The sequence below is a fragment of the Rothia sp. HMSC062F03 genome, from assembly GCF_001836905.1.
In the GTDB taxonomy this organism is placed as follows: domain Bacteria; phylum Actinomycetota; class Actinomycetes; order Actinomycetales; family Micrococcaceae; genus Rothia; species Rothia mucilaginosa_A.
In genome coordinates this window covers 81324-103323 of sequence record NZ_KV830882.1, presented here as the reverse complement: position 1 = coordinate 103323, position 22000 = coordinate 81324, and the positions used below count along the sequence as shown (strand labels likewise).

Sequence of the window (22000 nt, the reverse complement as noted above, 5' to 3'; positions counted from 1 at the left end):
GATGTCGCTTCCGGAGGGTATAGCTACCCTCGGCTCCGGTGAGGTGCGCGCGGAGGGACGGTGTCGTCCGTAGTGACATCAGGGTGCCCGAAGCGAAGCGAGGGCGGGTTCCCTGCAGGAACGAGGACGAACGCCGTCCCTCAGGCTTTCACGTCACGACTCGCCTTACTCTGACGCCCAATCTCAAACGGAATAAGAGGTCGGGTTAGTCCTCGTGCGCGACCTTCACGGTCACGCCGTTGAACGTCACGGTATCTCCGGGGTGCAGCTGCTTGCCGCGTGCTTCTTCAATGTCGCCGTTGACCTTGACCAGGCCGTGCTGAATGACCTCGCGTGCCTGCGCGCCGTCCTCTACGAGGTTGGCGAGCTTGAGGAACTGGCCGAGGCGGATCATGTCGTCGCGAATAAAAATTTCTTCCATGCTCTCTAGTTTATCCCGCCAAGTGCATCCTGGTGCCTGGCAAAAATGGGGGAGTGGTGGGCCGGGTAGGCATACCCAGGGGCGGGTTGGTGATGGTACCCTGGTGTCTTGCATCAAAAAGTGTGCATATTGCGCCGATGAGCGCGAACACCGGGCGCCCCGTTCTGGGTAGCGCCCCCCATCAACCCGAACTCACGCACGCCACAGCCGGTGGCGGGGCAGAAGGAGTAACTATGGCTGAAAAGTCCACCCTCGATAACGTTATTGCGCTCGCAAAGCGCCGCGGCTTTGTTTTCCAGGCCGGTGAAATCTACGGCGGTTCCCGCTCCGCATGGGACTACGGTCCCCTCGGCGTGGAGCTGAAGGAAAACATCCGTCAGCAGTGGTGGCAGCGTTTCGTCCGCTCCCGTGCGGACATGGTCGGCCTGGACTCCTCCGTCATCCTGCCCCGCGCGGTGTGGGAGGCGTCCGGTCACGTCGCGACCTTCACCGACCCGCTGGTCGAGTGCCTCTCCTGCCACAAGCGTCTGCGCCAGGACCACCTGCTGGAGAACTTCGAGGCGAAGAAGGGCCGCCCCGCCGAGGGCATGGAAGAGATTGCTTGCCCGAACTGTGGTACTCGTGGCGAGTGGACTGAGCCGCAGAACTTCTCCGGCCTCATGAAGACCTACCTGGGCCCGGTCGATAATGAGGAGGGCCTGCACTTCCTGCGCCCCGAGACCGCTCAGGGCATTTTCGTGAACTTCAACAACGTGGTCACCGCCTCCCGCAAGCGCCCGCCGTTCGGTATCGGCCAGATCGGTAAGTCCTTCCGTAACGAGATCACCCCCGGTAACTTTATTTTCCGTACTCGTGAGTTCGAGCAGATGGAAATCGAGTACTTCGTGCACCCGGAAGAGGCTGACAAGTACTTCAACGAGTGGGTTGAGGACTGCTGGAACTGGTTCGTTGACCTGGGCATTAACCCGGACAACATGCGCCGCTTCGACGTCCCCAAGGAAGAGCGTGCACACTACTCGGCTGGCACCATCGACGTCGAATACCGCTTCGGCTTCCAGGGCACGGAGTGGGGCGAGCTCATGGGCGTTGCGAACCGTACCGACTACGACCTGGGCGTGCACAATGAGCACTCTAACGCGAAGCTTGAGTACTTCGACCAGGCCACCGGCGAACGCTACGTGCCCTACGTGATTGAGCCCTCCTTCGGTCTGACCCGCTCCATGATGGCGTTCCTCGTCGACGCATACGTTGAGGACGAAGCCCCCAACACCAAGGGCGGCGTGGACAAGCGCGTCGTGCTGAAGCTCGACCCGCGCCTGGCACCGGTCAAGGCCGCGGTGCTGCCGCTGTCCAAGAAGGCGGAGCTGTCCGAGCCCGCAACCAAGCTGGCCGAGGAGTTGCGCGGCCTGTGGAACGTGGACTACGACGAGGCGGGCGCTATTGGTCGCCGTTACCGCCGCCAGGATGAGATCGGTACCCCGTTCTGCATCACCGTGGACTTCGACACCCTCGAGGATCAGGCCGTGACCATTCGCGAACGCGACACCATGAGCCAGGAGCGTGTGGCCCTGGACCAGGTGAAGTCTTACCTGGCTGCACACCTGGCCGGCTAGTACCGGCCCGCGGCGGAGTATTCCCGCGAACCGCTGACCATTACATTGCGGCGGGTAGCCTCTGAGAGCGAAAGAGGCTACCCGCCGCAGTATATTTAGGCTACCCTGGTTAGACGCGATAGTGCGGGTCGTCACGCCGGACGGGGCGGGCCGCGGCTTGGAACCCGTCGGCGGCTCAGGCACGTACGGGTATAGGTGAAGGAGAGCATACAGACATGGCAGAACGCCTCAGCGAAAAATTTGAGATTCGCCCCTGGCAGGAGGGCGATGACCTTGCCCTGCTTGAGATTTGGAACTCTGCCCGCAATGAGGTTGAGGAGCGCCAGCGTGGCCTCTTTGGCCCCGACACGGACGGCCCGTTCAGCCGCACCCTGGTGGTGACCGCATCCGGCGTGCCGATTGCCGCCGGTTCGGTGGTGGCCTCGACCCTGCATCCGACGCGTCTGTGGTCCTACATTGAGGTGGCGGCAGACCACCGCCGCCAGGGCATCGGCACCGCCCTGATGAACGCCCTGCGAGAGGTGGCCGCGGCGAACGGCCAGACCACCGCCCTGCGCGTGAAGCTGTCGCCGTTTAGTGACGGTGAGGAGTTCGCGCAGGCGACCGGTATGAAGCTGATTCAGCGTTCCCGTATGGTGCGTGTGGAGCCGGGAGCGATTCCTCCGGTGTCTCTGCGCGAGGACGCCGACGGCAACGAGACCCAGGCCATTGAGGACCTGGCGACCGGCTCGGTGGAGCTAACCGCCGCCCTCTGGGAGTTCTACCGCCGTTCGCATCAGTGGGATGTTCCTGCTGAGGTGGGTATGGGCACAGTGAACCGCTACTTCCTCTCGGATGAGGTGCGTGCTTTTGGTGCCGTGGTGCTTCGCGATCATATTCGTGAGGCTGCCGCTGAGGGTAAGAAGGGCCCGATCGTGGCCTTCGCCGTGAGCTACCATCCCTTCGAGACCGACCCGGAGGCGGCGCTGGTGAATGAGAACACCGCCACGGAGTTGCTGCTGGGCTACGACTTTGAGAACGAGGGCGCCGTGGAGGCCATCATGCAGGTACTGTCCCTGCTGAGCGCTAAGTACCCGGTGACGGTGGAGGTCGACGACTCCATGGAGGCGCTGGTTCAGGTGACCGACGTGCTGCTGCGCGCCGGTACCGCCTCGGTGGAGGGCGACCCGACCTATATTTACGTGACCGAGTAGGTTCTCGGGTAGGTTCCCGAGTATATTCCCGAGTATATTCTCGGTACTGAGCCTGTCGGCTGACTCTTGCCGAGAGGGGCGGGGGAGTGGAATACTCTCCCGCCCCTTTCGCGTGCCTGCGCCTCACCACCATTGTTAAGTCTGTGCCGTGCCGCCGTACTGTGTTGCTGTACTGCGCCGCCGTACCCCGATAGCTCTGTACCCCGTCAGCTGAGTGCGGTTCCCGATTTGCCCCCGTATGCCACAATATAGGGGTGAATTCTGAAGCACCCCGCCTGACTCTTCCGCCCCTGAAGCTGGGCAAACTGACCGTTGACACCCCCGTGGTCCTCGCCCCCATGGCCGGCGTGACCAATAAGGCTTTCCGCCGCCTCTGCAGCGAATACGGTGGCGGCCTGTACGTGACCGAAATGGTGACCGCGCGCGCCCTCGTGGAACGCAAGCCCGAGTCCCTGCGCATCATCGAGCACGACCCGGACGAGAAGATTCGTTCCATTCAGATTTACGGCGTTGATGCGGTCAACGTTGGTAAGGCTGTGCGCATGGTCGTTGAAGAGGACCGTGCCGACCACATTGACCTGAACTTCGGCTGCCCGGCGCCCAAGGTGACCCGCCGAGGCGGCGGCGCAGCCCTGCCCTGGAAGACCGACCTGTTCACCGCGATTGTGCAGACGGCGGTCAAAGAGGCGTCCCGCAACGATATTCCGCTGACCATTAAGATGCGCAAGGGCATCGACGACGACCACATCACGTTCCTCGAATCCGCCAAGATTGCGCGCGATGCCGGCGTGGCGGCGATTGCCCTGCACGGCCGCACCGCCGCTCAGCACTATTCGGGTAAGGCCGACTGGGATTCCATCGCCCAGCTGCGCGAACTGATTCCCGACGTGCCGATTCTGGGCAACGGCGATATTTTCTCCGCTGAGGATGCGGTGCGCATGGTTGAGCAGACCGGCGTGGACGGCGTGGTGATTGGCCGCGGCTGCCAGGGCCGCCCCTGGTTGTTCGGTGACCTGCAGAACGCCTTCGAGGGCTCCCCAGAGCGCGTACGCCCCACCCTCTCGGAAGTGGCCGACATGATTTACCGCCACGCCGAGCTGCTGGTCGAGACCTTCAGCGACGAGACCCGCGGCCTGCGCGAGATCCGCAAGCACGTGGCCTGGTACTTCAAGGGCTACCCGGTCGGCGGCGAGCTACGCGCCAAGATGGCACAGGTGCCCGACCTAGCGACCTTCCGCGAGCTGCTGGCCCAGCTCGACCACACCATCGGCTACCCCGGCGCCGCCGTGGAGGGCTCTCGAGGTCGCGCCGGCAGCCCCAAGCAGCCGCACCTGCCCGACGGCTGGCTTGACTCGCGCATCCTGGGCGACGCCGAACGCCTGGGCCTGGTGGAGGCTGAGCTCGACATCTCGGGCGGCTAAACCCCGTCCGAACCATCGCGACTGAAATCCTCGGCCAACCCGCCCCGGGGTCGTCCCCGGGGCTCACGCATCACCACCGTAGAATTGAGTTCATGGCTGGATTAATCCGCAAAGAAGACATCGACGAAGTACGTGCCCGCACCGATATTCGCGAAATCATTGAAGGCTACGTGAGCCTCAAAAGCGCGGGTATCGGCACGTACAAGGGCCTGTGCCCGTTCCACGACGAGCGCACGCCCTCCTTCAACGTGCGCCCGCAGGTGGGTTCGTACCACTGCTTCGGTTGTGGTGAGTCCGGTGACGTGTACTCCTTCGTCATGGCCATGGAACACACCGGCTTCGTGGAGACCGTGGAGCGTCTGGCCGCCCGCATTGGCTACACCCTGCATTATGAGGGCGGTAAGCCCGGCGAACGATACGAGGCGGGCATGCGTCGCCGCCTGCTCGACGCGCACAAGATTGCCGCCGAGTTCTTCGAACGCAACCTCTACTCGCCGGACGCGCAGGAGGCGCAACGCTTCCTGGGTGCCCGCGGCTTCGACCCCGCCGCCACCCGCCACTTCGGCGTGGGCTACGCCCCGCGCGGCTGGGACCACCTGCTCAAGCACCTTCGCTCCCAGGGCTTCACCGACGAGGAGCTGAAGGCGACCGGCATGTTCTCCGAGGGCAACCGCGGCCTGTACGACCGCTTCCGCGGCCGCATCATCTGGCCGATTCGCACCATCGCGGGGGAGACCATCGGCTTCGGTGCCCGCCGCCTCTTCGACGACGACCAGGGCCCCAAGTACCTCAATACCCCCGAGACGCAGCTGTACAAGAAGTCCCAGGTGCTCTACGGCATCGACCTGGCCAAACGCGAGATGACCAAGAAGAAGCAGGTCGTCATCGTGGAGGGTTACACGGACGTGATGGCCGCGCACCTGGCGGGCGTCACCACCGCCGTGGCCACCTGCGGTACCGCCTTCGGCCCCGGGCACATCAAGATGGTGCGCCGCATGATTACCGACGACGGCTCCGGCGGAGAGGTCATCTTCACCTTTGACGGTGACGCCGCCGGCCAGAAGGCCGCCATGGCAGCGTTCCAGGAGGACCAGCGCTTCGTCGCGCAGACCTTCGTGGCGGTGGCCGAGGACGGCATGGACCCCTGCGACCTGCGCCTGCACAAGGGGGACGCCGCCGTGCGCTCGCTGATTGCCTCGCGTCGCCCGCTCTTCGAGTTCGCCATTGACACGACCCTCGCCAAGTACGATTTGGCAACCCTGGAGGGCCGTGTGCTGGCGATGCGCGCTATCGCCCCGATTATTGCCGGTATCAAGGACCGCGACCTGCGCCCCGCCTATATGCGCAAGGTGTCGGGTCAGCTCGGCCTGGAGCTGGACGAGATTCAGCGCGCCGTGGCGTACGCGCAGAACCACCCCAAAACCCAGCGCAGTTACCGGGAAGAGACCCCCGCGGCGCCCCGCTACGAGCGTCTGCCCGAGCGCGGCCCCGCCGGACCGTACCCCGCGGATGCGCCCTACGACCCCGGCTACGACGCGCCCCCGCCCGAGGAGTACCCGGTTCAGAGCGCCTACGCGGGTTACAACGCCGCCGCGCATCCGCCCGCTCCCGCCGCGAACTACGGCACCCCCTACGCGCAGGCTCCGGGTGGGCAGGCTCAGGGCGGGCAGAACGGCGCGGAACCGGGTGCCGCTCAGGGCGCCCCCGCCGCGGAGGAGTTCCTCACCCCCGACCCTAACGATCCGGTCGCGCGCCTCGAAAAGGCCGCCCTGGAGATTGCCCTGCAGCACCCCGAGCTCATCAGCGTGGAGCAGTGGCGTAACCTCGCCGCCGTGCAGTTCCGCTACCGCACCCACCGAGAGGTGGCCGCCGGCATTATTCACGCCGCAACCGTCATGGCGCCCACGCCCGGTATTGAATGGATCAACTGTGTTCGCTCCGGCGCGGTGGAGGGGGTTCACCCCGCCATCGCGGAGCTGGCCGTCTCGCCGCTACCGGTCAGCAGCGCTGAGCGTCTGCCCGGCTTCGTGACCGGCGCGCTCAACGCCCTGTTCGAGCAGCAGATTGCCCGCCAGAAGTCCGACCTGATGATGCGCCTGGAGCAGCTGAGCGCCAATCCGGACGATGAGGAGTACGAGGCCGTGCAGCGGCAGCTCCTCGAGCTCGAGATGCGCCGCCGTCAGCTCACAGCCCAGCGCGCCTAAGACCGCGTGCCATCTTCGCCCCCCCCCGATGCGGCGCGATGGGGGAGGCGACGGGGCGGAGGTATGGCTCGGAGGCCCGCAGGGCGCCCTGCGGGCGATTCCACACCCTCACCACAAAATGTGATGCACTTCATCATATTTCGGCTTGCGGAGCCCCGAGACCCCCGGTATAGTTATTACTCGTTGCAAGGGAAACCGCGCAACGAAAACAAAATATTCCCCCGTAGCTCAATTGGCAGAGCATTCGACTGTTAATCGAAGGGTTACTGGTTCGAGTCCAGTCGGGGGAGCGTATAAAGCAAGAACCCCCGAGACGAAGTCTCGGGGGTTCTTGCTTTATCTGTTCCTCTGGCTCGAACCAGTAACCCCTCGGGCTTACGCCCTCGGCGAGGCAAAGATTTTTGGTTCCTCGCGCGCTCGGAAAATCTTCGCCTCGCTGGTTCGAGTCCAGTCGGGGGCAACGAACCATTTTTCGCCCGCTGCTGTCGCCGAACTCCGACAGGTTCCCGCCGCCGGTGAGCACCCGCCTCCGGCCCTCTTAGCGCAGGTCGCGGACAGCCTGTTTCTCAGCTCGCGGCTGAACCTCACCCCTCAAAAAGTCGAAAATACCCCAAGAGATGGCCGTAACCTCCGTTCAAACGGTCACGAACACTTGGGGCGAGGGGCTAAAATATAGGAGGTGGAGTGCGAATCAGAAGCCTCCAAACACGAGTCACGGAGAGGTGGTCATGACCACTACTACTAATCCCAAGGCACCCAAGGGGTTCTTTGCTGGCATCAGCGGGATTAAGTCCGGCGTCGCGAACATCATCGACGCTGGCAAAACCTTCAAGTCCCTCGGCCCCAGCCAGGTCAAGGACGAGATCCAGATTGCAAAGCACGAGCTGAAGACCAAGGGCATTGCCGTTGGTAAGGGCGCGGCTTTCTTCGGCGTTGCCGCCGTCTTCGGTCTCTTCCTCATCATCGCCCTGGTTGCTGCCGCAATCCTCGGTCTCGGCACCGTCATGCCGTACTGGGCATCGGCACTGATTTTTGCCCTCATCTTCCTGATCGTCGTGGCCATCTGCGCGCTGGTCGGCCTCAAGAAGGTCAAGGCACAGCTGCCCTTCAAGCCTGAATCCGCAATCTTCGGTCTGCTTTTCGACCTCGGCGTGCTCAAGGAAGGCACCGCCATGTCCGCTGAGCGCCTGAAGAAGGAACAGGCAGAGCGTGCCGCTCAGAAGGCTAAGGAAGCCGAAGAGGCTGCAGAACGCGCCCGCAAGGAAGCCGAAGAACGCAAGGCTCGCGGCGAGGAGGAGCCCAAGCCGCCGACCTTCGAAGAGCTCAAGCAGCGCACCGCAGAGCGCCGTCAGCACCTGGCCGCCCTGCGCGACGACCTGCAGTCCTACACCGGCGACGTTCAGTCCAACACCCAGCAGGCTCTGGACGCTCTCAAGGCAGTGCCCTCCGAGGTCGCCGCAGGTGCAGCAGCAACCGGCCGCGGCCTGGCAGAGAACGTGCGCAAGCCCGAGGTTCTGCAGGCTCGCTGGAAGTCCTTCGCAGCACTGGGCGCATCCATCGCGACCGTCCTGCACTTCCTCAACCGCCTGGTCCGCCGCTAAGCGAATTACCGCCCACGCGCGACCACCGGTCGAGTAACAAACGCCCCGACAGGCCCCGCCCGTCGGGGCGTTGTCGTACCCGAGAAACCCGCAACCTGCCTCCGCGGGGGCGGTAGCTACCTTTTTGGGGCAATTCCCAGGGGCCAACCCGCCCCGCAGGTCGGATAACGCGGCGAGTCCCCGGTAGAATGGACAAATGTCGTGCACCACAGGATGCCCCCTCCGCGCGCGGCGACCACAGGCAGATACGGCACACAGGAACGGTTCCGGCGATAGCCGCCACCCAACCCAGTCACCGACACACTACACCCGATGAGGAGCCCCGTCATGGACCAGGCAAAGACGATTCTGATTGGCGCAGAGACCTACCCGCCGGATATTAACGGCGCGGCACAATTCGGGCACCGCCTCGCAAACGCCATGCTCAAGCGAGGCCACTCCGTGCACGTGGTAGCCGCCAGCCCCATCCCCGGCCCCAGCTACCGCACCGAAGTCGAGGGCGGCATCATCGAGCACCGTCTGCGCTCGCACCTGCCCCCGACCCACGAGACCAACCGCATCTGCGTGCCCTGGGAGATTTGGTCCGAGGTCGGCAAGATTCTTGACGAGGTGCGCCCCGACGTCGTGCACGTGCAGTGCCACTACATTATTGGTCGCGCCCTCATCTTCCAGGCGAAGCGCCGCGGTATCCGCGTTATCGCAACCAACCACTTCATGCCCGCCAACCTGGACCCGTTCCTGCCCTTCCCCGCACCCGTCAAGCGTCTGATTGACCGCTGCACCTGGAAGGACATGCGCTTCTGCTTCGCTCGTACCGCCGTGGTCACGACTCCCACCCAGATTGGTGCCGATGCAATGCGCGACCTGGGCCACTTTACCCACCCCGTCATGCCCGTCTCGAACGGTATCGAAATTAGCGACTACGAGCTGGCCGAGGGCACGGATATCGGCAAGGTCCCCGGCGAGCTGCGCATCGCCTTCGTGGGCCGCCTGGCCGAGGAGAAGAACGTGGACGTTCTCATCGAGGCCTTCTCGATGCTGCCCGACTCGTACGACCACGTGGTACTGGATATCTCCGGCGACGGCGAGCTGCGCGAGGCCCTCGAGCAGAAGGCGCATGACTGCGGCGTGGCCGACCGCGTGATTTTCCGCGGTTTCGTGCCCGACGATCAGTTGCCCGAGGTCTACCAGATGGCCGACATCTTCTGCCAGCCCGGCACCGCAGAGCTGCAGTCCCTGGTCTCGCTGGAAGCAATGAGCGCCTCCACCCCGGTGGTTCTCGCTAACGCCCTGGCCCTGCCCCACCTGGTCGAGCAGGGCGTCAACGGCTACCTCTTCGAGCCGAATAACGCGAAGGACCTGGCGGAGAAGCTGGAGGCAATCATCTCCCTGCCCGCTGAGGAGCGCGAGCAGATGGGCCGCGAATCTCGCCGCATCGTGGGATTCCACAGCGCAGAGAACACCTGGCGTACCTTCGAGGAGCTCTACGTGAGCGACGCGCCCTACGAGCGTTACCTGGCTTCCCGCCGCTAACGGTCCCGAACGGTTCAGGGCTCCCGGGGCGGCCCGTTCCCAGCCCGCTTCGTCGTGGTCGGCGAGCGGGGGAGCGGAGCGCCGAGGACCGGATCGCAATGTTTTTCACTCTGGGAGTGCCTTCGGGTACCCTAGATGATGGTGCGCTCGCGAGATAATAGGCGATGCCTGCACCGGATGGGGAGTTAGCTCAGCCGGTTAGAGCAGGGGACTCATAATCCCTTGGTCGCGGGTTCGAGCCCCGCACTCCCTACGGCCCCGTCCGTCGACTTCACCCACTTGTCGACGGGCGGGGCTTTCTGCGTCTGAGATATAGGATGCTCGTATCGGTAGGCGTTGAGGTGACCTCCCTAGTCATGCCCTAGGTTTAGATAAATGACCGCGCGGAGAGCGCACCTGCGGTTGATAGGGTACTGTGGAAGAGTCTCATGTAAAGAGAGACCGTGATTGCACCTTGGGTACGGAAGATACCGGTAGGCTCGCATCATTGACAGACACACCATACGAGAGGATCTCAATGTCAGAGAACACTCCCCACAACCCGCAGCAGGGCGATTCTGCCGCAGCGGGCTACGGCTACGATGCTGGAGCCCGACCCACGCAGGATGCTTCGCTGACGGGCCAGCCCGCGCAGGCAGCTCAGCCGGCGCAGCCCACCCAGCCAGCTCAGCAGGGTGCTCCCGCCCAGGGCGCGCAGCCTCAGCAGCCCGCCGGCCAGCCGATTCCGCCGGTCCAGGGCCAGGCCTACCCGGGTGCTCAGCCCGGTCAGCCCGCGCAGGCGGTCTACGCACCCGCCGCGCCGAACCCCTTCGTGACGGCTCTGCGTGCAAGCTGGGATGCGTTCCTGGAGGTCTTCGCCGGCAAGCCCGGCCCCGCACAGTCCCGTCTGGCCGCCTCCGGCCTGTGGGGTTGGGCTATCCCCAGCCTTCTGCAGGCCATTATCTCGGCGTTCTTCCTCACCCAGCTGTCGCTAGGCTTCGTGAAGTTCGCAGTGCGTGATGCCTACGCCCTGGTGGCTTACAAGATTACCTTCGGTCAGGTCTTCCTTGCCTTCCTGGTGTTCCTCGTGGTTTCTGCCGTGGTGCTGATTCTGCGCGGCGTGCAGATTCTGCTGACCGCACGCATCGGTAAGGCTCCGGCGAACTTCTCGTCCTCGATGCAGGTAGTGGCGGTTTCGTGTCTGCCCCTAATCCCCACGTACATTCTTCTGAGCCTGGTGGCTCTCTTCATGCGCGGTGTCAGCAGCAACGAGGGCTTCGGGTTCATCTTTGTGCTGCTGGGCCTGGTGATGTCCTTCGCAGTGTTCTCGGGTGAGGCACTCATCTACCTGGGTCTGAACCGTCTGGGCCGCTTCGCTAAGTCTCCGGTCATCATGCACGCGCTGCTGAGCACCGCGTGGGTGCTCGCCGTGATGGTTGTGTACTTCATTACCTTCCGCATGCTCAACTAAGGAAACCCGTATGCAGACTCTGACTTATTCCGTTCAGCGTGGCTCCCGCCAGCGCTGGATGCTCCTGGCCGTTCTGCTGACCATTGCGGCCCTGATTCTGAGCGCCTGCGGTGCGAAGATTGAGACCCAGCTTGGCCTCGAAAGCGCCGATAAGGGCGTTCGCACCATGCAGGTTTCCTTCGACCTCAAGGACAACCAGGACAAGATCAAGGGCGGCACCCAGGCTCTGGACGCCTCCCTCCGCAAGCACCTGCCTAGCGGCCTTGAGTACGGCGGTATCCAGTCCGAGGGCGACAAGGCCCGCGCGACCTTCACCCTACCCTTCTCGTCGATTGACGAGTACCGCTCCAAGGTGGCCAGCATCCTGAAGGCTTCCGGCACCGATACCGAACCGCAGATTAGCATCATCAACTCTAGCCAGGGCCTGGTGCAGGGCATCCAGGTGAAGGAGAACTTCACCTCGAAGGAGCTGCTGGGCTGGGTTCCGGAGGCCCTCGTGGTCGACGGTGTGATTGAGTCCTCGCGTAAGAGCAGCGTGTTCAGCAGCGACGGCGACACCACCGTGAAGTTCGGCGATAAGGAAGTGAAGAACTCCGGCGGTTCCACTATTTCCGCTAAGGACGTGCAGGACCGCGGCTTCAAGGGCGTTCTGATTCAGGCTTCCGAGAAGGATGGCGGCTACGATGTCGTGATTTCCTTCATCGCGAAGGAAATTATGAGCTCCGAGACTTCCTCTGCGGTCGACGCATTCCTGAACCAGGTCAAGCCCGACGGTGCTGAGCTGAAGAAGGGCCTGGACGCTTCCGAGGCAAAGAGCTACGCTCCCTCCGCTTCGACGAACGCCGCCAAGGAAGAGATTGGTCGCACCATGACCTTCCACGCCTCCTCCTCGCAGGACCTGAGCGATAAGATCAAGAAGGTGCTCGGCGCAAGCACCACCGACCTGACCTTCACTCGCGACGTGACCGAGGAATCCCACGTCTTCAAGGTTGAGAAGACCGTCTCCGGCACCCTGGACTGCTCCCTGCTGTGCTCCCCGGAGGGCTACGGCGTTGCCCTCTCGCTGAAGAACAGCGATGGTGACAGCTACAGCAGTGCATCTTCCAGCTCTTCGAGCTCCTCAAGCTCTTCGTCCAGCACCTCGAATAAGACGATGCCCACCTTCACCCTCGTCTCTTCGAAGACCGTGACGATGAAGAACGTGAAGATGGCGACCTCCCTGGGTCTGGACGGCTCGATGGAGGCACGCATCCTCTACTCCTTCCCCACGAGCGACATCGCCGGTGCTGAGCAGAAGCTCAAGGACTCCCTGGCCGGTGGCGGCGATGACGAGACCGAGGTTCGTCAGGACGGCGACTCCACCATCGTGAGCGTGAAGATTCGTGGCAAGGACCAGGACGAGTTCAACCAGCGTCTGGGCTCCTACCTGAACGGCTCGAAGATCACCGTGACTCGCGAGGGCGGTTACCACCCCTTCGGCTCCGACTACACGGTGCGCCCCGAGGTCAACCCGGCTTCGAAGATGGGTAGTAGCTACTACCAGGTACCCTTCGAGTTCACCTTCAAGGCCCCGGCCTTCTCCTCGCTGGATCAGCAGAAGGTGCGCACCGCGAACCCCCGATACGTGGAGGCGGGCATTGAGTTCACCGTCAACGGCGGCGAGCTGAGCATGAAGAGCGATCGCGGCGTGTTCGCGACTCGCGACCTGCAGATTCCGGCTTCCGGCCTGAGCATGACCGACCTGATCGTGAACGGCATTATCCTGGCTCTGGTTCTGGCCGGCCTGATTCTGCTGTTCCTCTTCCGCAAGAAGATTGCGGCCGCCCGCGCGAAGGGCCGTGAGCGTCGTGAGGCAACTGCCGCCGCTTACGCTGCGACCGCTCCCGCCGCGGCCGGTGCTGCTGGCGCAGCCTATGGCGCCGCTCAGGGTTACGCCGCTCCTGCTCAGGGTGCTCCGGCTCAGGATGCATACCAGCAGCAGGCGGCCTACCCGGCACAGGGAGGCTACCAGCCGCAGCAGGGTGCCGCTTACGCTGCCGGGGACGACTCGCCCACGCAGGTCTTCAGCCCCCAGACCGTAGCCCAGCCCGGTGCAGCCCAGCCCGGTGCAGCACAGTCCGGTGCGGCCCAGCCCGCGCAGGGCGAGGCTGACCCGACGATTGCCATGCCCGCTCAGGCTCCCGCTCAGGATGCTCCGCAGCAGCCTGCTCAGCCGCAGTACGGTCAGCAGCAGCCTGCTCAGCCCGCCCAGCCGACTCAGTTCGGCGATACTGACGGCGATGTGCTCCAGTAGGTAGCGACCAACCTCCGGACGCAGCTCCCCACCGGGAGCGTAGTTCAGTGCGAGGTTTGTGGCCCGTTGTCTCCCGAAGGGAGGCGACGGGCCATCGCTGTATCCAGTAGCCTGCGGGAGTCATCCACTCCCGGGGGGGGAGAGAGAGAGGAGAGATAGAGAGAGCATCACCGCGGCCGGGGCTAGTACCCGCCCGGTACCGGAAGCAGAATACTGGGATCTTGCGAACCCAGCAGGCTCATGGGGTTCACGTATTCGGCCTCGCGTCCGCTGCCGTCCCCGCGGGCGCCTCCCTGACGCACGCCCCAGTACAAGCACGGGGCGGAGCATCGCCGGTAGGGGCGCTCGCCGTTCTCGCCAGCGCTCTCCAGGGCGGCAACGGTGCCGACTGCATCCCCGGCCGTTACCTCGGTGCCGACCGGGAGCGCCTCGTCCATGGGCTCGAAGGTGCTGCGCCGACCGTCCGGATGGGCAATGACCAGCACTTTTCGGTTGACGACCGTACCGCTGAACACCACTCTTCCCGGCGCCGGCGCGTAGACGTGCCGGTCGCGGTCGGGCACGGCCAGATCCACCCCGCGGTGCCCGGCGCTCCAGCGCTGGGCGGGTTTCTCGAAGGGATGGATAACCCGCGGAGCGGAGTCCGCGGTGGGGGAGCGGTAGCGTGTGCGGCCGGCGACGAGCTCAACGGCGTGTGGACCTGCACTGCCCGCAGCGTGGGGGCCCGGCGCTTCTGTTACCGAGGCGGCAACAGCCTCGGCTACCTCAGCCCCCGTTTCGTTCATATAGCTCTGGCTGCCCGCCCCCAGCAGGCAGCAGGCCAGGAGGGCAAGGCATCGTAGCGCTCGCTCTAGGGTTTTCAACGCGGTCTTCATAGATTGAGCTCATCATGTATCCGATGGAGCCGCCACACCGCGTCGAGAAATGTGGATAAACCCGCCGGTTTCGGTAGAAAATCCTTGATCCACAGTGCCGCTCAACACAGCGGAACGGCCGGGAAGGGCGTTAAGCCTCTTCTTGCGGATTAATCGCAAAAAATACGGTACAATTTCGTATTGCAGTGCGCCTGCGCGGATATTCTCTCCCTCGAGGGGAGCCCGTGGGGCATCACTGACGACGCGCGGCGTGAGCGGCGCCCCTAGAAAAGGGGGCCGATAAGGGACCTTCGGTCCACCCATCCGGGTGGTTAGGGCCTGAGCTGAACGGGCAACCGTGAACGCTAATCGCCGCCAGGAGAAACTGATAACTACTATGCGCGCGTTGGGCTAGCCCGAATGGGAGGTCCGCGCGGCACCACAAAGGAGACGACATGCCCGTCGTAACTATGCGTGAAATGCTGGACTCCGGCGTTCACTTCGGTCACCAGACCCGCCGTTGGAACCCCAAGATGAAGCGCTTCATCCTGACCGAGCGCAACGGCATCTACATCATCGACCTGCAGCAGTCCCTCGCCTTCATCGACAAGGCATACGAGGCTGTTAAGTCGACCGTCGCACACGGTGGCAACATCCTGTTCGTCGGCACCAAGAAGCAGGCTCAGGAAGTTATCGCTGAGCAGGCAACCCGCGTGAACATGCCCTACGTGAACCACCGCTGGCTCGGTGGTATGCTGACCAACTTCAGCACCATCTCCAAGAGCATCGAGCGCATGAAGGAACTCGAGCAGATTGACTTCGACGATGTGGCAGGCTCTCGCTACACCAAGAAGGAACTGCTCCTGATGCGTCGCGAGTTCGAGAAGCTCGAGAAGACCCTCGGCGGTATCCGCAACCTGACCAAGGTTCCCTCCCTCCTGTGGGTCGTTGACACCAAGAAGGAGCACCTGGCAGTTAACGAGGCTCAGAAGCTGGGCATCCCCGTTGTTGCTATCCTCGACACCAACTGCGACCCCGACGAAGTTGCTTTCCCGATCCCCGGTAACGACGACGCTATCCGCTCCGTCAACCTGCTGACCCGCGTGATTGCTGACGCTGTTGCAGCCGGCCTGATCGAGCGCAACGCTAAGAAGAACGGCAAGACCGAAGCAGCTGAGGAGCCCATGGCAGCTTGGGAGCGCGAGCTCCTGGAGCAGCACGAGGCTGCAAAGGCTGAAGAGGCAGCTAAGTAAGCTTTCTTAGCCCACTAAGCTTTATGCTTTGTGGCCCCCGCCCGTGGGGACCACGTTCGGACGGCGCCCGCCCTGACCTGGGCGCGGCGCCGTCCGCCATAGTACCACCGGGAAATTTCCCGATTATTACAGCAACACAAGGAGTTCACAATGGCGAACTACACCGCAGCAGACATCAAGGCACTGCGCGAGAAGACCGGCGCAGGTATGCTCGACGTCAAGAAGGCTCTGGACGAGGCAAACGGCGACCAGCAGAAGGCTGCCGAGATCATCCGCGTTAAGGGTCTGAAGGGCATCACCAAGCGCGAGGGCCGCGCAACCGCTGAGGGCCTGGTGGCTGCACGCGTCGAGAACGGCGTTGGCTACATGGTTGAGGTCAACTCCGAGACCGACTTCGTGGCAAAGTCCGACCCCTTCATCGCTTTCGGCCAGAACGTGCTCGAGGCCGCTATTGCCGCAGACGCTTCCACCCTGGAAGAGCTGAAGGCTGCAACCTACGAGGGCAAGACCGTTGAGGAGCTGACCACCGACGCCGGCGCACTGCTGGGCGAGAAGATCGTTGTCCGCCGCATTGCACGCGTTGAGGGCGAGAACGTTGCAGTGTACCTGCACAAGACCTCCAAGGACCTGCCCGCACAGGTTGGCGTTCTGCTGGCTGTCTCCGGTGAGAACACCGACGAGATTGCACACGACGTTGCAGTCCACATTGCTGCAATGAGCCCCAAGTACCTGGACTCCGAGTCCATCCCCGCCGATCAGGTTGAGACCGAGAAGCGCGTTGCTCGCGAGACCGCAATCGCTGAGGGCAAGCCCGAGAAGATTCTGGACAAGATCGTTGAGGGTCGCCTGAAGGGCTTCTTCAAGGAGAACACCCTGCTGGATCAGGACTTCGCAAAGGACTCCAAGAAGTCTGTTGCACAGGTCCTGTCCGAGGCTGGCGCAACCGCAACCGCATTCGCACGTTTCCGCGTGGGTGCATAAGGAACGACCGCACGTTCTGCGTCTAAACCGATTCGCTTCGATAAGGGGCGAAAACTGAGGTTTGGATTATAGCGTTGAGCCGGGTAGTCACCAGTGGTGGCTACCCGGCTTTGCTGTATCCTTGATAGGGACCGGGCGGCCTAAACCCGCCCACATAACTCTTCGAATAAAAGCCACTGGAGGAACCATGACTGAAGCGAATCCCCGCCCGATGCACCGTGATGATACCGGCCGCCGCCGCGTGCTGCTCAAGCTCTCCGGTGAGGTTTTTGGCGGCGGTGAAGTTGGCATCTCTACCGAGGTGGTTCGCAGCATCGCCAAGCAGATCGCCGCAACCGTCGGCGAGGTCGAGACCTCCATCGTGATCGGCGGCGGCAACTTCTTCCGTGGCGCAGAGCTCTCGCAGGCCGGTATGGACCGCTCCCGCGCGGACTACATGGGCATGCTCGGCACCGTCATGAACTCCCTGGCCCTGCAGGACTTCCTGGAGCAGGAGGGCATTGACACCCGCGTTCAGTCCGCCATCACCATGCCGCAGGTTGCAGAGACCTACATTCCTCGCCGCGCCATCCGCCACATGCAGAAGGACCGCGTCGTGATTTTCGGTGCCGGTGCGGGTCTGCCCTACTTCTCCACCGACACCGTGGCCGCCCAGCGCGCCCTGGAAATCCACGCCGACGAGGTGCTGGTCGCCAAGAACGGTGTGGACGGCATCTACACTGCTGACCCCAACAAGGACCCCAACGCTGAGCGCCTGTACAACCTCACCTACGACGAGGCAATGCAGCGCAACATCCGCGTGCTGGACCAGACCGCGTTCTCCCTGTGCCGCGACAACAACGTGACGATGCGCGTGTTCGGCATGCAGGGCGAGGGCAACGTGACCCGCGCAATCCTGGGCGAGAAGATGGGTACCCTCGTCACCCGCTAGGGGCGCATCCGGCCCGCCGAACCGCGCTTTCGGGCGCGCAATAACGTCACGGTACCGAGCGGGTAGAGCCTAACTCGCCCTGCCCGCCGGTACCGTCTAAACTGATAGAAACCACGGCGTTCACCATCTTTCGTACGTGTTCATGCCTCCTCCGCATATTTGGGGTCTGACGCCCCGGAGTGCGTGCGGCAGAGAAACGGGAGGGTGAGGAACGCGCCCCACCGACAATTCTGCACACCAGAATTACGACTAAGGAGATCCTTCCGTGATCGAAGAAATCCTTGCCGAAGCCGGCGAGAAGATGGAAAAGACCATCGAAGCAACCAAGACCGAGTTCGCAAAGGTCCGCACCGGCCGCGTGAACCCCGCCATCTTCAGCGGCCTGACCGCCGAGTACTACGGCGCTCCCACCCCTCTGCAGCAGCTGGTGTCCTTCAACGTTGAAGACGCACGCACCGTCAAGATTGTTCCCTTCGACGTGACCGCCCTGGCCGCCATCGAGAAGGCACTGCGCGACTCCGACCTGGGCGTTAACCCCAGCAACGACGGCGCCGCAATCCGCGTGGTCATGCCCGAAATGACCGCCGAGCGCCGCAAGGAGTACACCAAGCTCGTCAACCAGAAGGCTGAGGAGGCACGCATCTCGATCCGTAACGTGCGCCGCCACGCCAAGACCTCCATCGACAAGCTCGTCAAGGACAGCGAGATTGGTGAGGACGAGGGCGCACGCGCCGAGAAGGACCTGGACGCTCTGACCAAGAAGCACGTCGAGCAGATCGACGCTCTGTACAAGCACAAGGAAGCCGAGCTCCTCGAGGTCTAAATCCTCATCACGACACGCAACGAAGCGAAGGAAGGGACAGTAGCGCACGCCGCTCTGCCCCGCCAACCGGGGACAGAGAATGAACACTACGTCTGAGAACGCTAAGCCCGCCTCCAAGGCAGGCCGCAACCTACCCGCCGCCATTGGCGTGGGTGTGAGCTTCGGCCTCGTCCTGGTGCTGGGCCTTTTCATCCAGCCGGTCCTGGTGGCCTTTGCCGCCGTGGCCGCCGGGATAGGCGTCTGGGAAGTGACTACGGTCCTCAACACCCGCCGCGGCTACGGCATCCCCGCCGTCCCGCTGGGGATCCTCTCAACGGTGTCGGTGGCCTGCGGTTACGCCGCGGGATTCGGCGGGCTGTGGCTTGCGGTGGGCGTGACCCTGCTGCTGCTTCTGCTGGCTTCGTATGCTCCTCGGGCCGACCGCAGGGTGTCGCCGCTGAGGTCCTGGGCCGGCGGCCTGCTGGCCGTGCTGTGGATTCCCCTCATGCTGGGTACCGCGATGGTGTACTTCCGGAGCGAGCACGGCGTGCAGGGAATCCTCATGATCCTGCTCATGGCCATCAGCAACGACACCTTCGGCTACATCGCCGGCGTGAACTGGGGCAAGCACCCCATGGCGCCGCGAATTTCGCCGAAGAAGAGCTGGGAGGGCCTGACCGGTTCCTTCGTCGGCTCGGCCCTGGTCGCTTCCATCGCTTTTGCCGTGATGGGTTCGCCCTGGTTCTGGGGTATTCCCTTCGCCGCGGTGATGGTGATTGCCTCCACCGCCGGCGACCTGGTGGAATCCGTCTTCAAGCGCCGCATGGGCGTGAAGGACATGTCGAATATCCTACCCGGCCACGGCGGCATGATGGACCGCCTCGACTCGGTTCTGTTCGCGGCCGCCGCCGGCTGCCTCATCTTCGCCTTCGTGATGCCCCTCTAAGGGCGTGACGTTTAGCGGGGTGTTTCTCTCCCACAGCGGGGGAGGGGCACCCCGCTTTGCGTGTCGGAAGGCTCGTACCGGGTCCTGCGCATCCGGGCGGTCTGGGTAGGCGTTGGCGCGCGCGGCGGCGGATGCGCGGTGTGCATCTGAGACATGACCCGCAGGTTCTTGCACGATGCGGCCTCGACGTTGGTATTCTTAAAGCTCAATCGTTGAGAGGAGTCACCTTGGCCAGCACCACCCGCGGAGGCGGATTTGCCCGCGCCGGAGAAACCGAACCCGGCTACAAGCGCAGCGAAGTAGACCGCCTCTTCACCCGCCTCGCCGAGGACTACGAAAAGCTCAGCGGAGCAGCCGAGCTCCCCGAAGATCTCTACACCTCCCGACGGATTCGTCAGGTCATCTTCCGCGAGGAGCCCGGCGGCTACAAGCTCGACGTGGTTGATCGCGCCCTCGAAAAGATTGAGGAGCGCTTCGCCAAGCTCGAGCGCAGCCGCTACATCGAGGCGTACGGCCTGGACAACTGGGAACGCTCCCTCGTGGAGACCGGTGAGCTGCTCGCCGGCCGCCTGGAGCGTCCCGCCGGTGAGCGTTTCCGCCGCCCCAGCAAGCGCCGCTACATGGGCTACTTCGTTGGCGATGTGGACGCCGTCTGCGACCACGTTTACGCCCAGCTCAACAGCGAAGAGCCCCTCGACCCCTCGGTCGTGCGCCACGCGATGTTCCGCCCGGCATCGGGCACCGTCAGCTACGACGAGGCGCAGGTGGACGCCTTCTTGGACCGCTGCATCGAGCTACTGCAGGACCTGCTCTAAAACATGATGTGTAGAATCCCCCGCCCCGGACGACAGGGCGGGGGATTCTTCTATGCTGAGATCTCTTCTACGCGGAAGGGTCTATGCGGAGGCGAGTCAGCGTGCCGCAGCGAAGCCGCGAGCTCGTGAGACACTAGAACCATGAAGTTTGGATCCTCAGAATGCGTCGGCGGCAGCCGCGACCGCCTCACCGACGCCCTCACAGAACTCACCCGCGCACCGCAGCGCGTCACCCTCCTCGGCTCGACCGGCTCCATCGGCACCCAAGCCATGGAGGTCATCGACCACCTCGCCGCGCTCAAGGGCACCAGCGCCTCCGCAGCCGACGCACCGCTGAAGGTCGTCGCCCTCTCGGCGGGTTCCCGCTCCCTCGAGCTGCTCGCCCGCCAGGCCGTGCACGTGCGCGCCGAGCTGGTCGCCACCAGCGGCACCGCCGAAGACGCGCAGCGCCTGCGCGAACTCATCGAGGCGGCAGCCTCCGAAGCCGGCGTCACCGGCTACACCCCGCAGATCGCCCACGGCCCCGAAGCATCCGTACAGGCGGCAGTGCACCCGGCAGACACCGTCCTGAACGGCATCACCGGCTCCATCGGCCTGGAACCGACCCTCACCGCCCTCAACAGTGGCTACCGCGTGGCGCTCGCCAACAAGGAATCCCTCATCGCAGGCGGCCCGCTCGTACGCGCCGCCGTGGACGCCTCGCCCCTGGATATTCCCATGGTGCCCGTCGACTCCGAACACTCCGCCATCGCCCAGGCGCTCGCCTCCGGAACCGACGCAGAAATCGACCGACTCATCCTCACCGCATCGGGTGGCCCGTTCCGCGGCTACAAGCGTGAACAGCTGCACGACGTGACCCCCGCGCAGGCGCTCGCACACCCCACCTGGGACATGGGCCTGGTCGTCACCACCAACTCGGCAACCATGGTCAACAAGGCACTCGAAGTGCTTGAGGCACACCACCTGTTCGGCGTGGACCTGGACCGTATCGACGTGGCGGTTCACCCGCAGTCCATCGTGCACTCCATGGTGCAGTTCGTGGACGGCTCGACCATTGCGCAGGCGTCCCCGCCGAGCATGGTTCTGCCCATCGCGCTGGGTCTGACCTGGCCGCACCGCATCCCCGGCGCGGTGCCCGCATGCGACTGGTCGAAGGCTGCATCCTGGACTTTTGAGCCGCTGGACGAGGAAGCATTCCCCGCCGTGCGCATGATCAAGGAAGCCGGCAAGATTGGCGGCACCCACCCGGCAGTGTTCAACGCCGCCAATGAGGAAGCCGTGGCGGCATTCCACGCGGGCGCGATTCGCTTTACCGACATTGTCGATTCGGTGGCACGCGTGCTGGAGGAGCACACCGGCAGCGCCGAGGCTGTCTCCGACGCTGACCTGACGCTGGAGGCGGTGCTGAACGCGGAGCGTTGGGCTCGCGTTCGCGCGAATGAGCTGCTGGGCATGACCGGCAACTAACCGGTTCTGGGGCGGTATTCGCATTTCTATGGGATGCGGCGTGGAGGGGCTGGTGTTCGTCCTGGCTTCGCTGCGGAGAGCACCCGAGAGGGTACCCTGATGTCGCTGCCGGAAGGTGCACCGGCTCGCCCTAGCAGTGCTTGGGCGTGTGGAGGGGCGGTGTTCGTCCTCGCCTCGCTGGTTGGGATGGCACGCCGCATGTTTCCTCCGCGCCTACGCAGG

At 63.9% G+C, this 22000-nt stretch carries 17 protein-coding genes and 2 tRNA genes; 17 read left to right on the top strand and 2 right to left on the bottom strand.

Features of this window, described 5'->3' with window-relative positions; genetic code table 11:
* Positions 1–205: 205 nt before the first annotated feature.
* Positions 206–421, bottom strand: coding sequence for an RNA-binding S4 domain-containing protein (locus HMPREF2674_RS04760; protein ID WP_005508828.1), 216 nt, complete (start codon positions 419–421; stop codon positions 206–208).
* A 233-nt stretch (positions 422–654) separates the two neighbouring features.
* Here HMPREF2674_RS04760 and HMPREF2674_RS04755 point away from each other — a divergent pair, with 233 nt between their 5' ends.
* The 10 genes from HMPREF2674_RS04755 to HMPREF2674_RS04710 all read left to right on the top strand — a co-directional run bounded on the left by HMPREF2674_RS04755 (position 655) and on the right by HMPREF2674_RS04710 (position 13729).
* Positions 655–2034 carry a glycine--tRNA ligase gene (locus HMPREF2674_RS04755; protein WP_070824958.1) on the top strand — a complete coding sequence of 460 codons (1380 nt, stop codon included), beginning with the start codon at positions 655–657 and terminating at the stop codon, positions 2032–2034.
* Positions 2035–2249: 215 nt separating this feature from the next.
* Positions 2250–3227, top strand: a complete 978-nt coding sequence (locus tag HMPREF2674_RS04750) for a GNAT family N-acetyltransferase (RefSeq protein ID WP_070824957.1) — start codon at positions 2250–2252, stop codon at positions 3225–3227.
* 254 nt (positions 3228–3481) lie between these two features.
* The gene (dusB, locus tag HMPREF2674_RS04745; protein WP_049332838.1) at positions 3482–4648 is read left to right on the top strand and encodes a tRNA dihydrouridine synthase DusB; all 1167 of its coding nucleotides are present in this window, start codon (positions 3482–3484) and stop codon (positions 4646–4648) included.
* A gap of 92 nt (positions 4649–4740) precedes the next feature.
* A complete protein-coding gene (dnaG, locus tag HMPREF2674_RS04740; RefSeq protein WP_070824956.1) occupies positions 4741–6852 on the top strand; it encodes a DNA primase in 2112 nt (703 codons plus the stop codon).
* 217 nt (positions 6853–7069) lie between these two features.
* A tRNA-Asn gene (locus tag HMPREF2674_RS04735) sits at positions 7070–7142 on the top strand.
* Positions 7143–7580: 438 nt separating this feature from the next.
* Positions 7581–8453 (top strand): phage holin family protein, encoded by an 873-nt coding sequence (locus HMPREF2674_RS04730; RefSeq protein WP_070824955.1) that lies wholly within the window; start codon positions 7581–7583, stop codon positions 8451–8453.
* 327 nt (positions 8454–8780) lie between these two features.
* A complete protein-coding gene (locus HMPREF2674_RS04725) occupies positions 8781–9986 on the top strand; it encodes a glycosyltransferase (RefSeq protein ID WP_070824954.1) in 1206 nt (401 codons plus the stop codon).
* Positions 9987–10165: 179 nt separating this feature from the next.
* A tRNA-Ile gene (locus HMPREF2674_RS04720) sits at positions 10166–10239 on the top strand.
* Between the two features lie 264 nt (positions 10240–10503).
* Positions 10504–11436 carry a hypothetical protein gene (locus HMPREF2674_RS04715; RefSeq protein ID WP_049344357.1) on the top strand — a complete coding sequence of 311 codons (933 nt, stop codon included), beginning with the start codon at positions 10504–10506 and terminating at the stop codon, positions 11434–11436.
* A 10-nt stretch (positions 11437–11446) separates the two neighbouring features.
* Entirely contained in the window at positions 11447–13729 is a 2283-nt protein-coding gene (locus HMPREF2674_RS04710; RefSeq protein WP_070824953.1) for a flagellar motor protein, read from the top strand.
* A 182-nt stretch (positions 13730–13911) separates the two neighbouring features.
* Here HMPREF2674_RS04710 and HMPREF2674_RS04705 read toward each other — a convergent pair whose 3' ends face one another.
* A complete protein-coding gene (locus HMPREF2674_RS04705) occupies positions 13912–14514 on the bottom strand; it encodes a M23 family metallopeptidase (protein ID WP_084824432.1) in 603 nt (200 codons plus the stop codon).
* A 524-nt stretch (positions 14515–15038) separates the two neighbouring features.
* Here HMPREF2674_RS04705 and rpsB point away from each other — a divergent pair.
* The 7 genes from rpsB to dxr all read left to right on the top strand — a co-directional run bounded on the left by rpsB (position 15039) and on the right by dxr (position 21778).
* Positions 15039–15836, top strand: coding sequence for a 30S ribosomal protein S2 (rpsB, locus tag HMPREF2674_RS04700; protein WP_049332822.1), 798 nt, complete (start codon positions 15039–15041; stop codon positions 15834–15836).
* Between the two features lie 150 nt (positions 15837–15986).
* The gene (gene tsf / locus HMPREF2674_RS04695) at positions 15987–16817 is read left to right on the top strand and encodes a translation elongation factor Ts (RefSeq protein ID WP_049332821.1); all 831 of its coding nucleotides are present in this window, start codon (positions 15987–15989) and stop codon (positions 16815–16817) included.
* 187 nt (positions 16818–17004) lie between these two features.
* The gene (pyrH, locus tag HMPREF2674_RS04690; RefSeq protein ID WP_049332819.1) at positions 17005–17748 is read left to right on the top strand and encodes a UMP kinase; all 744 of its coding nucleotides are present in this window, start codon (positions 17005–17007) and stop codon (positions 17746–17748) included.
* A gap of 265 nt (positions 17749–18013) precedes the next feature.
* Entirely contained in the window at positions 18014–18571 is a 558-nt protein-coding gene (frr, locus tag HMPREF2674_RS04685) for a ribosome recycling factor (RefSeq protein WP_049332817.1), read from the top strand.
* A 79-nt stretch (positions 18572–18650) separates the two neighbouring features.
* A complete protein-coding gene (locus HMPREF2674_RS04680) occupies positions 18651–19496 on the top strand; it encodes a phosphatidate cytidylyltransferase (protein ID WP_049344361.1) in 846 nt (281 codons plus the stop codon).
* A gap of 227 nt (positions 19497–19723) precedes the next feature.
* Positions 19724–20311, top strand: a complete 588-nt coding sequence (locus tag HMPREF2674_RS04675; protein ID WP_049346806.1) for a DivIVA domain-containing protein — start codon at positions 19724–19726, stop codon at positions 20309–20311.
* A 141-nt stretch (positions 20312–20452) separates the two neighbouring features.
* Positions 20453–21778: a 1-deoxy-D-xylulose-5-phosphate reductoisomerase gene (gene dxr / locus HMPREF2674_RS04670; RefSeq protein WP_070824952.1), complete on the top strand. Its 1326-nt coding sequence runs from the start codon at positions 20453–20455 to the stop codon at positions 21776–21778.
* Positions 21779–22000 lie beyond the last annotated feature (222 nt).